Source organism: Massilia sp. DD77 (assembly GCF_036961685.1).
Taxonomy (GTDB): domain Bacteria; phylum Pseudomonadota; class Gammaproteobacteria; order Burkholderiales; family Burkholderiaceae_D; genus Telluria.
Genome location: NZ_JBAMDH010000018.1, coordinates 1 through 16,361 on the forward strand (window position 1 = coordinate 1; position 16,361 = coordinate 16,361).

Annotated in this window: 3 protein-coding genes; all 3 read right to left on the reverse strand. The window is 70.7% G+C overall.

Features of this window, described 5'->3' with window-relative positions:
* Positions 1-2,829, reverse strand: a 2,829-nt coding sequence (locus tag V7778_RS12405; protein ID WP_335555616.1) for a hypothetical protein, incomplete at its 3' end; no start/stop codon positions are given.
* Entirely contained in the window at positions 2,826-14,354 is an 11,529-nt protein-coding gene (locus tag V7778_RS12410) for a hypothetical protein (RefSeq protein WP_335555618.1), read from the reverse strand. The genes V7778_RS12410 and V7778_RS12405, both read right to left, overlap by 4 nt.
* Before the next feature lie 64 nt (positions 14,355-14,418).
* On the reverse strand, positions 14,419-16,338 hold the full coding sequence (locus V7778_RS12415; protein ID WP_335555620.1) for a hypothetical protein: 1,920 nt from the start codon (positions 16,336-16,338) through the stop codon (positions 14,419-14,421).
* Between the last annotated feature and the right edge of the window lie 23 nt (positions 16,339-16,361).

Here is a 16,361-nt window from a genome sequence, read left to right on the forward strand (position 1 = left end):
CGCGCCCGCGCCCGCTGCCGGAAGCAGCGCCGCATCCGTGGGCTCCAACGTAGCGCCATTGACCGTGAAGCTGGCGCTCAGGCCGGCCAGGGCCTGGTCGCCGGCAAGGCGGCTGCGCGCTTGCGGGTCGTCCGGCCCCAGTTCGTAGCTTCCTAGGCCGAGCGCGCCGGCGCCGGCATGCTCGCCGGTGTTCAGCGCGAAATGGGCGCGCCAGGAGGCCCCGGCGAACAGCTCGCGCAGCTCCAGCGTCGCCGCCGCCTGCCGCAGCCAGGCGGCGCCGGCGACCGCGTCCTGGGTCCGGCTCAGGAGAAGCACGTCGCGTGCGCGGCGCCAGGCCAGGCGCAGCGCGTCCAGGTCGAGCGAGGTGGCGACCGGCTCCGGCGGCGGCACCAGCGCTCCTTTGGCGTCGGGCCGCGATTCCGGCAGACGCGACGAGGCGAACAGCTCGTCCAGTGCCGGCAAGTCGTAGCGCAGGCGCGTGTCCAGTTCATGGAACGGCCGCAGAGCCGGATTCATCTCGATGCCGGGCAAGGTGACCGCCACCAGCGGCATGCCGGGCCAGCTTGCCGAACCGGCGCCGGGGCCGCTCCAGAGCGCCGCCTCGAGCAGCGGCAGCGGCAGCGCCGATCCGTCGCCGCTTTCGTGGGCGCCGTCGGCGCGACGCACGCCCAGCGCGGGGCACCAGGACGCGGCGCCGAACGAGAGCGAGACCGTCGTGGCATCGCCGATCACGCCGGGCAGCAGGTGGCGGGTCGAAGACGGCATCCCGACGCCTGGCGCAGTACGCGTCATGGGCATGGCGGTCACCGTGGGGATGCCGCGGATGCCCTGCCAGGCGATGGCGGGCACGGCGCCGCCGCCGGTGGGCTGCCCGAGCTCCAGCCGGAAGGGCGTGTCGGCGCCGGCGGGCCGGTAGTCGCCGCTGTCAAGGGTGCGCATGGCGGCGCGTGCGGCGGTGGCGCGTCCGAATTCGAACCAGGGCGTCGCCAGCGCCACCGGACCGGCCGCGAGGGAGGGCAGGATCTGCTCCGGCGTCGGGCTCGCGGTGGCATGCCATAGGATGCCGTTGGCCTTGCCGTCGGCGCCGTAGAAGTCGAGCGAGGCGGCGCGCAGGACCGGCGTCCCCGCCTGCTTGTCGACGCGCGCGCGGGCCACGATGAAGTCGGCCCCGAGCAGCATCAGCTGGCGGCGCGCCGGACGCTCGTCGAGCGGCTGTGCGCTTTGCCGGCCGCGCGGCGTGGTGAATTCGAGCTCACCGCCCAGCCTGGCCGAGGGGGCTTCAGCACCGGGGGGCGGCGTCCTGGGCGTGGACAGCTCGCGGGGCAGCGGCAGCGGCCATTGCAGCCAGCCGCCGCGCACCGGCAGGAAAGTCCAGGTGTAGGGCAAGCCGGCCGGGAGCACCTGCGCCTTGGCGTAGCGCCGCGCGCATTCCAGCGCCAGCGCGTGCTCGTCGAAGAACCAGCGCAGCGGCGCGTCCTTGGCCGGCGCGCCCGCTAGCGTCAGCGCCGGCAAGGCGGGATGCGCCGGGATGTCGATGTGCAGCCGCGGTCCGGGGATCGCATCGGGAGCGCCGATGCCGGCCGCGGCCGTGCGGCGGTCGGTGTGGATGTCGATCTGTATACCGCTGCCGTCGCCGCGCAGCGAGACCAGGTCGGGTCCGAACCTGACCGTGCTGTCCAGGCTTACTCCGCGCGCCTTGTCGCCGGCGATGCTCACGCTGCCGGCGCCGGCGTCGAGCAGGAGGTGCCAGGCCAGCGGATCGCCCTGGGCGCCGGGCGGGAGCGCCAGGCGGCCGTCGGCCTTGACCACCTGCAGCGGCCAGCGTACCGGCGGCACGGCCCGGGTATCGTCCAGGTCGACCGCCAGCGTGCGCTGCGACAGCGCGAGCACGCTGCGCATGCGCCGGATCATGCGGTTGACCTCGGCATAGGCCAGCGCGTAGGCCTGGGCATCGGCCGGCGCGGCATCTGTGGGGGCGACCAGTTTCAGGCTCCATTGGCCTGCCGAAGGCGACGCCGAAGCCGGGTCGAAGCCGTGTTCGAGGCACAGCCGTACCCGGATGCGGCTGGCGGCCCCGGCCAGGCTCGCATGCGGGTTCGCGATGCTGGCCTCGAAGGCGATTCCTTCCGGGACCAGCTCGAGGCGCACCAGGCGCTGCTTCTTGTTCTTCGAGGGCTGGACCTCCAGGCGCAGGTGCGGCAGCAGCTCGGATGCTTGACCACCGCCCTTGGCGGCGAAGGCGCGCACGACGCGGGCGTCGGCGTCTGGGCCCAGCCCGAGGAAGCCGAAGGGCGTGGAACCGGACTGCGCCGCCGCATCCACCAGCACCGGCAGGCTGCCCTGCACCAGCTGGAGCCAGGGCACTTCGATCTGCACACTGTCCTGCGGCATCGGCCATGCGACGGCGGGCCGCACGATGAGCGGCGCGATGCCGTTGTGCGGGGGCTGTTCCGAGGTGTCGGGCCGGAGCTCGTAGCTGCTGCGCACCGCCGGGACTCCGGGCGCCAGCGCGAAGTGCAATTCACGGTCGAAGTCGGCATGCGGTCCGGCGAGCAGACCGAGCAGCTGGGGCGACAGGTAGGGAACATTGTGCCGGCCGGCACCGTCCTGCCCGGCGCCGGGGCCGCGGTCGGGAACCGGCGACTGCAGCAGCACCCGGATGCCCTGGGTCGAATCGGCCACCGTCCCGTCCTTGTCGCCCCCACGGTAGGCCAGGGCCAGTTCGGCGGCCCAGGCATGCGCCGATTGCGGCGGCGTGCCGGAGGTAGTGCCGGCCAGGCGCGGGCCGACCAGCATCACTTTGCGCAATGGTGTGATCAAGATCGTCATGGCATGCTCCGTACTTCGTATTCGAGTGGTTTTTCCTGCCCCTGCAAGGCCTGGATGAGCAGCTTGCGCTTGGCCCCGAACAGCATGCGGCGCGAGATGTCGCCGGCCAGGGCCGGCAAGTCCGCATGCACGGCGCCGAGGGCGGCGATTTCGGCGGCCTCGAACGGAGCGCGCACGCGCATCGCCAGGCCCTGCACGGCGGGTTGCATCCCGCCACCCACTTGCGCCAGGATGTCCAGGACCGGCGCCACCGCGGCGCGCGCCGACCACCACATCGGCAGCTCGATGGCAGCGCTTGGGTCGCGGCGCATGCGGGCCAGGGCGGCCAGCGTCGGTGCGGCGCCCACCACCGTTTCGAGCGCATCGAAGGCGGAGTCGACGTCGGCCGCCGCGCGTGGGCCTGCGGGCATGGACAGCACTGCCAAGGCGTCGTGCGCGTCGGACGCCGGCCACTGCGCCAGGTCGCTGGCCGGCGGCAGCGGCTCGGACACGGCCTCGATGCCGGCGAAGGGCAGTTCGTCGCGGTGCCGGCGCTCATCGATGACGAATTGGCGCATGGCCTCGAGCACGGCATCCGCTGTGTCGCCCAGCGCGATCGTGGCCGGGGGACCGCCGGCATTGTTGGCGAAGGCCGCGAACAGCTGCGCGGCGGCGCCCCTGGCGGCGGCGTCCATGATGCCCATGTCGCCTGCGGGCCAGCGCCATTGCTGCGCTGGCTCCAGCGCCACGCCGGGTCCGTCCAGGGGCAGACCCAGCACCCAAGGGACGATCAAGCGCGCCGGCTGAGCCAGGCCGCCCGCGGCTGGTTCCGGCCAGTCCGCAACCTGGTGGACGGCGAAGGGCGCCAGTGCATCGGCTACCGTCGTGGCGATCGCCTGCAGGGTCGCGGGAAGACCGGCGTCCGCGTAAGTGCGCAGGCGTGCGATAAAGTCCCGCAGGCCCGCCTCGAAATCCAGCCATGCCTGCGGCGTCGGAAGCTGGGGCAGCGGAGGCGGAAGCTGCGGCGGGTCGGCCACGGCCGGAGGGCTCAGGATCAAGCCGATCGTCGCGCTCGCCAGCGTGCCGGCCGCGCCCGGCCACGGGACGATGCCGATCCATGCCTGCCACAGCGCCGCGTCCGTCGATGCCAGCCGGTAGCGCGCCGGGTCGGGCGGGCCTGCCAGGCGCGGGCTAAAGACGGGCGGCGGCGGCGCGCTTGACTGTCCCGCAACGCTCAGCCGCGCAGTCAGCTCGAAATGGGTGTCGCCCGCCTGCACGATCTCGAGCGTGGGGTCGACCGTGTAGCGGGTGCCGAGCGTCTCGACGAGATAGAGCGAGACGGCGGCGAGCCCCGTCGCGTCCGGGTCGGGCTCCGGCACCGGGGACAGCATCACTTCGGGTACGCTGAGCATGCCGTCGGCCGTGGCCACGCACAGCCGGTAGGCGACGGCGGGATCGGGAATGCGGAAGATATCGGGCGCGGCCGCGCCTTCGAACCATAGCCGGCGCGTGTCGGGCTGCATGCCGTCGATCAGGCGGACCAAGGGCCAGCGCACCAGCAGCTGCGCCTCCCCGGCCTGGCGCCGCACCGTATAGGAGGGGAAGCCCGCGATCGCGCGCTCCTGCCAGTGCGGGGCCGGCGCTGGAGCCGGCGCATCCGCCTGCGGCCACGGCAGGCTCAGCCGGCACGCCGGGCCCTCGACGCTGACCGCGTTCGGCGCAGACACCGCGACCCCGGCCGCCAGGTGCGCCGTCGCCAGCAGGCGGAAGCCGTAGGGCATGTTCAGCATGCGCAACACGTAGGCGCCAGTCCAGAGGTCGGGTAGCGTCTCCTGCAGCTCGCCCAGGTGCAGCGGCACATTGGTGCTGTCGTCGACCAGCAGGCCGGCCGGCTTGCCCAGGCGCGGGAATCCGTTCACCCGCGCGGGACCGAAGGGCGCCAGTTCGTTGATCAGCGCATTGGTGCTGCGCTCGAGGCGGCGTACCCAGGTCGGCGCCAGGAATTCGCGCCAGAAGCCGACCCCGACGTGGCGCATGGCGATGGCGGCGTCCGTCCCGATGTTGGCCTCGGCCAGGATTTCTTCCGGGTGGCGCGCCACCACGAATTCGAGGTAGCGGTCCTGCGCACCAATGCCTTCGCGGCGCGAGCGCGCGGCCAGGAAGACGGGCGGCGCCAGCGGTTCGCTGCGCTCCATCACCACGTCGGCGAAATGGGTGGCGAGCACGCCCGCCGCCGCCGTGCCGAACACGCCGGGGGACAACAGGTTGGGGCGTGCAGCGTCGGCCCATGCGGCGTGGCGCGCCCGCGCGAGGGCCTCAGACAGGCCAGGTTCGGCGGCCGCGGCGGCCAGCGTGGCGATCGCCAAGTTCTCGTAGCGTGCGAACGGCCGCACCGCATACTTGCGCGTCTTGCCGTAGCGGTCTTTCTCGAACACGAGCACGGACAGCCGGCCCTCGCTGTCGGGCGCCGCGCGCCAGGGCGTCGGCCGGGTCAGCATTGCAAAGGCGACCCCGGTCGCCGTGGGATCGGCCGGACCGGCCACGCGCCGGGCGGGTCCGTGGTCCATGAAACGCTGGGACCAGCGCGCCAGCTTCCCGGCCAGCACGCGATGCTCGGCGCGCGCCCGCTTTTGTTGCGCGGGGTCGTTCGGGTTGGCCGGGAGCGGTTTCTTGTCCAGGAGTTCGGCGCCGGGCCGGCCCGCATAGGGTTTCAGCGCCTCCATCACGGCTTCCAGCGTGTCGCCGCGGTCGGCCGCGGCGGTGCCCCGGGTGGGGAGGTCCTCGGGGAACTGCAGCACCGCTTGCCAGCGTTCGGGCAAGGGCATGAAGCGGCCCCAGGGAGACTGGACTTCGGCGCCGCGGTCGGGCGCGCCCGCGGAGTCGGCGCCGGGCGCGGAGGACAGCTGCAGTTGCAAGCGTCCGGGCAAGGGCGACGCGAACAGCGCCGGGTCTTCGAGCGGGACATTGCCGAAGAAGTTCACGAGGCGTACCCAGCCCAGGATCGCATCGCCGTTTTCGCGCACGATGCTGGACTGGCGCAGCACGATGCCGGCGTCGAGGATGTCTTCGCCGTCGACGGGGAAGACATCTCCCGTCCAGCCTTCCAGCAGCAGGCTGCGTCGTTTGGACGAGCCGTCCGTGACGGCCGCCAACTCGACCTCGGCCAGTACGCCGGGCGCGAAATGGGTCTTCTCGAGTGCGATGCCGTCAGCCGGGAAGGGCCGCGGTGGGCCAAACGGGTCCTGGGCGGTCCAGACCAGGGTGGCGTAGCGGACGGCCGGCGACGCCGGGGGAGCGCAGGCGAGCAGCTGGGCCACCGGGCGCAGTTCGAACTGGGCGAAGGCGAGCGAATCGGCCTTCACGCGCGTCCCGGAAAGCTGCTCGTTTGGTGCGGCGCCGCTGAACGAGACCAGCCGGGCCAGCCCCTCGCTGGTGGTCATGATGTCGGCAAACGGAGCCCCGATGCTTGCCTCGTCTGCGGCGTAGCGCGGCAGCACCACTTTCAGCACCGTGGCCAGGGCGTCGTGCAGCGCATCCGGCGCCAGGTAGGTCCCGGCGTCGAGGTCGTAGAGCCGGAAGGCCGCGGCCAGGCCGAGCGAGCGCAGGACGCCCCATCCGGTCGGATCGCGTTCGGCGTTGCTGTCGTCGAAGAACCCGGCCAGCGTGGTGGCCGTCACCGGCGGCGCCGCCTCGACCACGACTTCGCGGCCGCGGTAGAGCTTGGCTGCGTGATTGCCCAGCTGGGAATAGCGCAGCAGGTCGAGCACGTCCGCGACCACCGGATGCATGTCCGGCCGCTTGGCCGTCGCGATGCTGGTCTCGCCGGTGAACCAGGCACCGCTCTGGCTGGTGGCGCGCAGGCGCAGGTCGGGCGGCGGGGCCGGCGGGGTTCTTGACGGCGAGGCATCGACCAGGTCGAGCAGCAGCCTGCGCACCAGGTCGGGCGTGAACGCTGCGACCCCCGGCAGTGTGGCGGCCAAGCCGCCGGCGTGCGCCTGCGAGATGGCGCCGCTGCCTGTTGCCCCGTCGATCCCGATCGTCAAGACCGGGTCGCTGGTGATTTCCAGCTTGGTCGGCATGCCGTTGGCGAACAGGGCGGCGATCGCGACGTCGTCGATGGCCGTCACCAGCGAGCGGCGCCGCAGCGCGCGCGGCCAGCGCAGGAAGGATTCGGCGCCGGAATACCACGGCGTTTTCGCCATCGATCCTTCCGCGCCATGCTCGAGGCGGCGGGTCAGGCTCGGGTACAGGGCCTCGACGGTGGCCAGGTCGCCGGTCTCCAGCGGTTCCTGTCCGCGCTCGGCGGACGGCAGGCGCTGCACGCGGCCGATATGGGCGACGTGATCGAGCGCATCGCCGCCGGCCGGGACGGCCGCGGTGTCGAGCATGAAGAGGTCGAAGCCGCCCACCAGGGTCTGCAGGTCCTGGGCCACGATCTGGGGCGCCCCGATCGCGGCCAGCGAGTCCGGTTGCGCTTCCCAGGCGATGCGCACGGCGGTGCGGCGCGCCGCATCGGGCAGGGCCAGCGAAGCGCAGTTTGTATAGGTGGCGTCGGAATGCGGGTGCAGCACGAACAGCCGGCCGCTGCTTGGGTAGATCTCGCCGCGCAGCGCCTCGAAGCGCAGGTCGACCGGATGCTCGAAGCGCTCCACGGTGAGATCGACCGGGGCCGCCGGCAGCTCGTTGAAGGAATCGCCTTGTTTTCGGGCGGGCGGGGCGCCGATGCGCAACTGCATCTGCACCGGGACCCATTCCGGGGGGAGCTTGCCGGATTGCTGACCCGGTTGGGGGCGCAGGTAGAGCCGCGCGGCCCGGGTCCGGCGCACGTGGGTGTCGTCGGGCGGCAGGTCGAGCGCGGCGCGCATGCGTTGCCAGCCGGCGCCATCGAGCGCATAGTGCTCCAGTCTGCCGTCGCGCTCGGGCTCGGGCGCCCTGTAGCCCGCGATCCCCTGCGGGACGCGCTGGACCTGCACCAGCATGCCGCCGCTCGGCGGCGGCTGCTTATTGGCCAGCGGGCGCAGCACCAGGTCGGTCTCGTTCGGCGCTTCGGCTCGGTCGGCGCCAGGCAGGGGTGGCGTGGCGCGCGCCTGGGTCAGCGCGTCGGCGCCGAACACGCCGATGGCGATGGTGCGCTCGGTGCGCAGGCGCAGCATGATCGGCCCGGGTTCCGGGTTCGCGAACACCGGGGCCGCCGCCGGGTCTCCGCCATCCGGCGCCTGGCTGGCTTCCTCGAGGTACAAGGACAGGAACGCCTGCGGCACCTGGCCTGCCGGCGGCGCCGGCCAGCGGCCCAGCGCCGGCAGCGCGGCGTACTGGAAACGGGCCACCGGCCTGCTGAAGCTGGCCTGCTGCGGCTGCGGCACCGGCGGGGAGATCGGCCACGGCACCGGCTGGCCCGCAGTGCCGGCGCCGTCCACCGGCTGGATCAGGTATAGCAATTCGACCTTGTCGCTTGGCGCGGCGTCCTGGCGCTCGCGCGCCGTGGCGTCCGCGCCCAGGGCCGGAGGCAGGATCTGCGCCCGCATGGCGTCGGGCAGGTCGGCCAGGTCGTCGACCAGCACCAGGCTGGACCCCCATTCGCGCGCGTGCACCCCGCTCGGGTCGGACAGGAATTCCAGCGTGGCCGAGCGCTTCACGGTGAACGTCTTGCGTCCAAAGCCGGAGCCCATGATGCGCCGTTCGATACGGTAGTGCTTGAGGTGGCATTCCGGGTCGTCTTCCGGCGCGGCGCCGGGCGCCCACATTGGCTCGAGGTCCCAGTGCAGGTGGACGCCGCCGGCTTGCCGCCGGGCGCGCGGGTCCGCCAGGCGCGGCGCGCTGTCGCGGAACATCCGGTGCGGCGGGTTGAAGGTTACGACCGGGGTCGGCGCGCCCAGCACCGGCGCCGTTTGCGGGAGGCGGGTGCGGATCGAGACGCGGGGCAGCGGCGCGGGGCCCGCACCGGCATCGGGCAGGAGCAGCTCGGCGACACGCTCGCCCGACAGGATGAAGCTCAAGCCCAGCGCGCGCGGGTCGAGCTCGAGGCCGAGCTGGGCCAGTTCCGCCAGCGTGGGCGCTACCACCACACTGCCGCGCACGGCCAGGGCCTGGGCCAGGCGCCCCGCGGCCTGGCCCACGGTGGCGATGAAGACCGAGCGGGCCTCGCGTACCTGCTGGTGGCGCAGTTCCATGTCGCCGAGGTCGGTGCGCGAGCGCGCCGCGCGCGCCAGGATCTTGTTGCGTTCGGCCGCGTCCTCGGGCAGCTGGCAGCGAACCTGGCGCAGCGCCTTGCAGTTGCTCAGGTGGCGGGCCTGGTCGCCGGCCATGAAGCAGGCGCTCGTGAAGTACAGGCGCAAGCTGGGCGGGACATCGCGGCCGGCGCCGCCGCTTCCCGGTCTCCCGACCGTGACCTGCCAGTCGGTCGTGCAGGCCACGGCATTGCCGTTGATGACTTGCTGGCCGGCGGCGGCGGGCAGCAGTTCGCCGGGCGCGAACGCGCCTTGCGAAAGGCTGAGCTCGTATTCCGGAGGCAGCCCGGCGGCGGACGGCACCGGCGCGGCATAGAAGTTGTCGCCGCCCAGCGGATCCGGTGCGCCGGCCGGGATGAACTGGACCAGGAAGTAGGGCGCGCCGTCATCGCTGTCGACCGGATACAGCATGGCGGTGAATCCGGTGTCGCCGACATCGATGCCGGTGCAAGCGCGCACGGCCGCAGGCTCGCGCGGGGCGTCGGTGCGCCCCTGCTGCTCGCGGTGCTGCGCTGCCTCCTGCACGTCATTGTCGGCCGTCTCGGCATTGCGCGCCGGGGCCGGCTGGGGGAGCGGGGGACGGTTCAGCGGCACGCCTTGCTCGGGGTCGGGATAGTCGCTGCCCAGGCCCAGGCTCATGAAGCGTTCCGAGCGGCGCCGGGCGTCTTCGAGTTCGACCCGGCTGCCGATGTCGAAGCCGATGCCCAGGCTGAGCGAGCGCCCGAAGGCCCCGACCGAGACCGAGGCCTCGATGCGGCCCGACACACCGTCGCTGGTGATGGCCAGTTCGGCGGCGACGTGGATCGTGAAGCTGGCGGTGAAGTCGAGCGAGTCGCTGAAGAAATCGGTGTCGATCCAGACCGATACTGAAAAATCGATGGTGATGTCGAGGCTGACCGCGCCGTACAGCAAGGCCTTGCTGGTGTCGGCCGCAAGGTAGGCGATGAACTTGGCGGCGAGCGCGATGCTGGCGACGGCGGACACCGAGGCCCCGAAGTCGCCGCCGGTACTGGCTTCGAACTTGATATGGCCGCGCGCGCGGAAGGCCAGGCCGTACAGCAGCGCGGCGTCTTCGACGCGCAGCACGGTGCCGCCTTCCACCGACAGGAAGAACTTGTCTTCCGGTTTGTTGATGGCGAAACCGAGTTCGTAGGGCCAACCCAGCTCCTGGTGGAACAGTCCGGGCCGCACGTACAGCGTGGAACTCCAGCGCACCGCCTTCATGGCCTTGACCAGGGGCTCGTACAGTTTCGGGTGTTCGCCCACTTCGCAGTCCGGGTGCGAGACCATGCGCGCCAGGAATTCCTGCTTGCGCACCGACAGGTACATGTAGCCGGTCAGGGTCGGCTTGTTTTGCCACGGCGCCCCGCCGGCCAGGCGCGCCTTGCGCCAGTCGCTGTAGTTGAAGGCGATCCAGGCACGCAGGTTCATCAGGAAGGTGAGGTCGGTGCGCAGCGCGGCGACGATGTCGAACAGGACCGGGTTCGGCAGGGTTTCTTCTTCCTTGTTGTAGCTGCGCTCGGGCGACAGGCTGGTCATCGACACCAGGGCGCGCATGGCCAGGGTCAGCGCGCTGTTGTCGTAGGTGGGCGCCCAGGCGTGGAACTTCTGCAGGTCGCCCTGGTAGCGCGAGATCCCGTCCAGCAGCGCAACCAGCTCGCGCGGGGTCTCGGCCTGGTCGGCGGCGGCCAGGCCGGCCAGCGTATAGCGGTAGCCCAGGCCGTAACCAAGCTCGCGAATATAGAGTTCGCCCACCGGGGTGCGGATCGGGATCGCGATGTCGTTTTGCTGGATGTACAGGAAGAAGGCGTGGCGCTTTTCGGCTTCTCCCGGCTTTTCCAGCTCCAGGAAACCCATTGCGGCCGACATCGAAGCCCAACCCTTCAAGGTCAATGATCCGGATGCCAGGAAGCCCTTGGCCGTGACGCCTTGTTCCGGCGGCGCCGCGCCTTCCATGGTCGGCAGCTTGCCGTCGACCGCGATCGCCGTGGCCGACACTTCCGCCGCCGAGCCGATGCTCAGGCTGACCCCGAGGCCGTCGAAGCGGATCCGCGGCAGGCCCCTGCCGCCCTTGGGCGGGGCGATCCAGAGCTGGTGGAAGTCGAAGCGTGGATTGAAATTGTCGCCGAAATCAGTGAACTCGACCTGGCCCGACAGCGAGATCGCCGGCGCGCCGTCGAAGGCCGGCGAGGCCGGATGAAAGCCGATGCCCTTGAGCTTGAACACGAAGATGTCGAAGAAGCTGGTGCGGTCGGGCGGTTCGACCGGCACCTGGAACTCGATATGCTGCAGCAGGACGCTGGGGTCGCTCGCGAGCGGCACCTCCCGCAGCAGGATCTTCAGCTTCGACAGGTGCTTGAGCAGGCCATCGGCGAATTCGGCGCCGTTCGGGCGGAACTGGGCGTACCCCGTCAGGGTGAAATAGAACTGGTAGCCGGACTGCTCGACGACCTTGAGGCCGAGTTTCTCGATATTGAGCGTAAAGCGGGTGTTCTCGCAGCGCAGCGGATCGCCGCTCTTGTCGAGCACGGCGTCGCAGGTTTCCAGGGCGAGCCGGGCGCCGCGCTGGGCGAAATTCAGGACGATAGTGGCCTTGGCTTCTCCGACCAGCGCCGGCGGCAGGTTGCCGTGGCCGGTGAGCCCGAAGGCCTGGATGCGGCCGCCCTTGACCGAGAGCTTGCCCTGGTCGAAGCGGAACGGCATGTCGACGCCGGCCAGGGTCACCGGACTGTCCCTGGTGGCGGCTTCGAGGTCGATGCCGTCGCGCGCCACGGCGAAGGACGTGACCGTGAATTCGAGGCCGGCGCCGCCGCCGGAAAGCTGGTTCCAGGCCAGGTCCAGTGCGGCGCTCTGGTCATTCATCGCGATGCGCGGGTTGCCGCCGTTCAGGTCGAGCCGGAAGGGCGCGAAATCGGCCGGTACGGGCGGGGTACGGATATCGCGCACCCGGCCGTTCAGCCCCAGCAGGGAGAAGGTGGTGCCGTCGGCCATGGCGATGTCGACGCCGGCCCCGGACAGCTCGGCCGAGAGGGTGGCCAGGTCGAGCGCGATGATGAACTCGGCCGGAAGCGGCTGCGCCGACGGTCCCAGGCCGAGGCCGGACACCTTGATCTCGGCCTCGACCAGGATCTTGACGACGCCGCCGGCCGGCGGGCCGTCCACCTGCACCGACTTGATCTGGATGTACTGGGACCAGGAGCCGGCGTCATTCGGATTGCCCGGCTCGGCAGCCGGCAGCTTGAACAGGCTGAGGATGCGGTCGGTGTCGCAGGTTACCGCGATGTCGAATTGCGGATCGATGCGTTCACCGAGGGCGATCACCGCGCCCACCAGCCGGGTGCCGGCCGCCACGACCACCTTCCCGTTGCCGGCGACGATGTCCGCCCCGGTGACGCCGCTGGCGACTTCCTGGAAGAAGCGCGCCTTGCCGTCCTGCAGGACCACGAGCGCAACGGCCCGCGGAGCCTGCGCGGGCGTCGCGGTGATCGAGATCAGGGGCTCGTGCTGGCCGGCGTTCGAGGTGCCGCCGGCCGGGGTGGTGGGACCGTCCGCGTCGAGCCACAGGTCGGTGGATAGCCGGATGGCCGGCGCCGGCGCCGGGGGCGGCGCCGCATCGGTCGTGACCAGCAGGGCGATCCAGCCCTGCTCGAGGTCGCACACCACCGAAGGCGCAAACTTGTACGGCAGCTCGAGTTGCAGGCCGAATGCGGTAATGGGGTCCGGTGCGGCGACGCTGGAGGGCCGTACGGGAGAAATCACGACCTGCACCAGGCGCAGCGTCGACAGGTCGACCCTGAACTCGATGGCAAGCCCGTCGAACGCCGACGTGTCAGGCGCGCTGAGCGCGTCCATGAGGCGGCCCAGCATGGCCAGGGCCCCTTCAGCCAGGTCGGCGAGCACGCGCGCGGCCGCCAGCCCTTTTTGCGCCATCCAGCGCGCCGCTGCGACCAGCATGTCGCCGAGGCGCCGCAGCAGCTGGCGCATGCCCGCCAGCGAGGGCACGGCGGGCGAGGGAGGGGCGCCCGGCATCGGGATGGTCTGGACCCAGGCCCACAATGAACGGGCGCCATCGGCGATGATGTGGCTCGCCGCCGCGACCAGTTCGAGTGGATACGGTTCGATCAGCGCGAGCTTGTCGATCGCCGGCGTCAGCACGCCATTCTCGACCGTCCATGTGAGCGTTGCGGACAGGGCCAGCACCAGGGTGGGGTCGCTCCTTGCGCGGATGACGATGCTGCCGATCGCCAGTTCGATGCGCACGCCGATTGCCGGCGGCGCGGCTCGCACGATGCCCTGGCCGGTCGCGGTGATTCGTGAGAGGCGGATATCGAAAGGACCGGACAAGGCTTCGGGAATGGCAATGTCCGGCAAGTCCGCCGGTTGCCGGGCCGGCGTGTGGAAGTTCGCGCTCAGGGACTGGCCGGCCGGGGTGACGCTCAGTTCCAGCGTATCGAATTCGAGCAGCGGGGTGTTGCCATTGAGTAGGACGGTTCCGGCGCCGGGGGTGGTCGTGACAATCGTCAGTTCGCCACCGGCCACATTGAAAGCCAGAACCGGCGCGGGATGCAGTTCGACCGACAGCGCGGAGCTGGGCAGCGGGAATGCGAACAGGCCGTCGAGATCCATCTGCCCGAGCGCCGGAAACGCGCCAAAGCCGATGTCGCCGTTAAATGCGGGCAGCACGATGCGGGGCCACCTGATCGACAGCCCGGAAAACCGTGGCGCGGTGATGGCCGGCAGCAGGTGCAGGATGCTGTCCTTGCTCAGCACCAGACGGAAGGACAAGCGGGCAAGGAGCGCCGCGGCGCCGGCCGGGGCGCAGGCGAAGGCCGCGAGTTGCGCGCTCAGCTCGGCAGTAAAGACGGGGGACTGGTCGTCGCCCCCGAGCAAGGCGCCGATATCCACCGTGAGGACGCAAGTGGTAGCCGCCGCCCCGCCGACCGTCGAGGCGCCAAGGAAGCCCGCCGTCATTCCGCCGACCGCCGCGCCGCTCAGCCGCACCTGCCTTTCGCGCATGGCGGCGACGAAGTGCTGGACGGCGCGTTCGTTTTCGCGCGCTGCCTCCTGCACCCGCCCGAGCGCCTGTTCCCAGGTGGCGAGCTTGAAGCCGCCGCCATCCTCCGTGGCGAGCACCGGGGGGAAGGGCACGGGAACATCGAGGAGAAGATGGCCCCTGGCGGTATTACCGCTTGAGGCGAGACTGAAACCCAGGGCTTCGACCGCGGCGGTGCCGGACTTCGGATCGCTGCTGAGCTGCAGCCAGGCGCGCGATGCGGCACCCCCGGTGGTCCGGTCCCAGACGATGACCTCATTGGGCACGATGTTCTCCGGCAGTTAGCGGGTCAATGAACGGGTCAATGCGTCTGGCGGGGCTGTGCGCTCGTCATTTCGGCGGGGTGGCAGGATTGGCCGGGGTCGCCGGGGCGCCGGGCGGTGCGGCCGGCAAGACCGGCGGCACCGGTTTATCGACGCTCTTGGTGATCAGGTAGGCGGAATGGCTGATCGCCAGCAGGATCACGAAGGTCGCGCCCACCGGCGGCAGCGAGTTGAACAGGCTCGCTTCATTGCTGAAGGCCCGCGCGATCTTGGATACGTGGATGCTGTCGGCCTCGGTGAGAATCAGGCTCATGTAGGTGAACACCAGTCCGACGGTGATGACGAACATCTGCAGGCGCGAGATGTCGACCTCGCCCCGGTTGCCGCGCTCTTCGCCGAGCAGCAGGTCGCTGATCCTGGCGTCGGCCGGCGAAGGGTTTTTCGTCAGCCTGGTGGGGGCGTCGGCGTAGGTCGACACATTGGCGTTCTGGGCGCGGCCCGCACCGGCAATGACCTGCAGGGCGCCGACGCCTTCCTTGACACCGGTTTCTTTCGCGGTGAGGATGAGTGGCGACAGCATGGTGGAGACGACGGTGATGCCGAGGGCGGCAAGTATCTCCATCGGCATCACCGGGAACACGACCAGGTTCTTCGACGCCTTGTCGCTAAGGATGCCGAACTCGCCGGGCGTGGTGCTCAGCTGCAGGATGTCGCCGATCATGCCCGCATTGAAACAGGCATACGCGATGACGGTCGGCAGGATCAGCACGCTCCATGCGACGATCTGGAAGCGGGCCAGCGACATCCGGTAGACGTTGTTGATCAGGATGCCCGAAACGCGCCCCATGAGGGCAAGGCCGGCGGCCATTGCCAGGCCGATGACTGACAACATCATGAAGATCATCGGCACCTGGATCGACATCCAGCTCGCGGGCAGGACGTGCAGCCTGGTCTTTTCCGGCTGGTTGCCGGCCTGGGCCGACAGGGAATTCTTCGACACGATCGTCATGGCGGCGGTCCACAGCCTCAGGCATTCGTACCTGTTTTTCACCTCGGCCTCGGTTGCCGGGCCGGCGGCTTGCGTGCCCGGGCCCGCGAATTGGCTCATGCATGCGGCGCCATCGGGCATTTGCCTGTGTGCCGCGGGCGGGGCTGAGGTTTTGCCGGACCGGCCCTGCTGGTTCGCCCCCGGTGCTGCCTGGCCCGCCTGCGCGGAGCCGGCGCCGGCCCTGGCCGCATTGGCGGCGCCGGCTTTGTCCGGCGCCACTGCCTTGGATCCATTGGAATAAGGCGGCGATGCCGGCACCTCGTTGTAGGCCAGCTGGAGCAGATGCGTGTAGCCAGCGACCTTCCCGGTCATGAGGTCGATGCAGTCACCCGCGCGCTTGCCGGCCTCGTGGATATTCGCGGCGCAGACGCAGAAAACGGCAAGCGACAGCAGGCCGGCGGCCCAGGCCACGACGGTCTTGCGCCGGGATACCTGGATCGGGTGAAGCGTGCCGTCGATGAAGCCGGTGCGGGACAGGCTCGACACAAAGCCGGGCGGGCCGGAGAAACCATTGTCCGCAGGCGCGAACAGCATGAAACGGCGCGATGCGGCGGGACTTCCCGCCACGCCCTTGTAGACACCGAGCGCCTGGGCGCTGGAGTCCTTGATCCAGGCAGCTTCCGGCGGCACCGCTGTGGTGGATTCAAGTGGCCGCTTGTCCGCATCGATTTCCCACAGGACGGCGCGGCGCGGCAGCGTGCGTCCGCCGATGGCGCCGGATGCGGCTTCGCCGACGGCGCGCCGCACGAGATCGCTACGGGTGCGCTCGTCGCCTTCGGCGACCGGCAAGGGCGCCGCCTTGAATCCTGCCCCATTCGTGGCTGTGACGATGCCGGCGATGGTGCCGGCCAGAAGCGATAAATCGGAAAGATCTTCTTGTTTCAATTCGCGCAGCTCGTTCCAGGTGAGGGCGTGAATCTCCTGTTCCGACATCGGCATGGTGACCTCCATGTATGGTGGCG

Bases quoted from the DNA above. Each gene is read 5' to 3' on its own strand.
- V7778_RS12415 (WP_335555620.1), bottom strand. From the start codon at position 16,338: ATGCCGATGTCGGAACAGGAGATTCACGCCCTCACCTGGAACGAGCTG.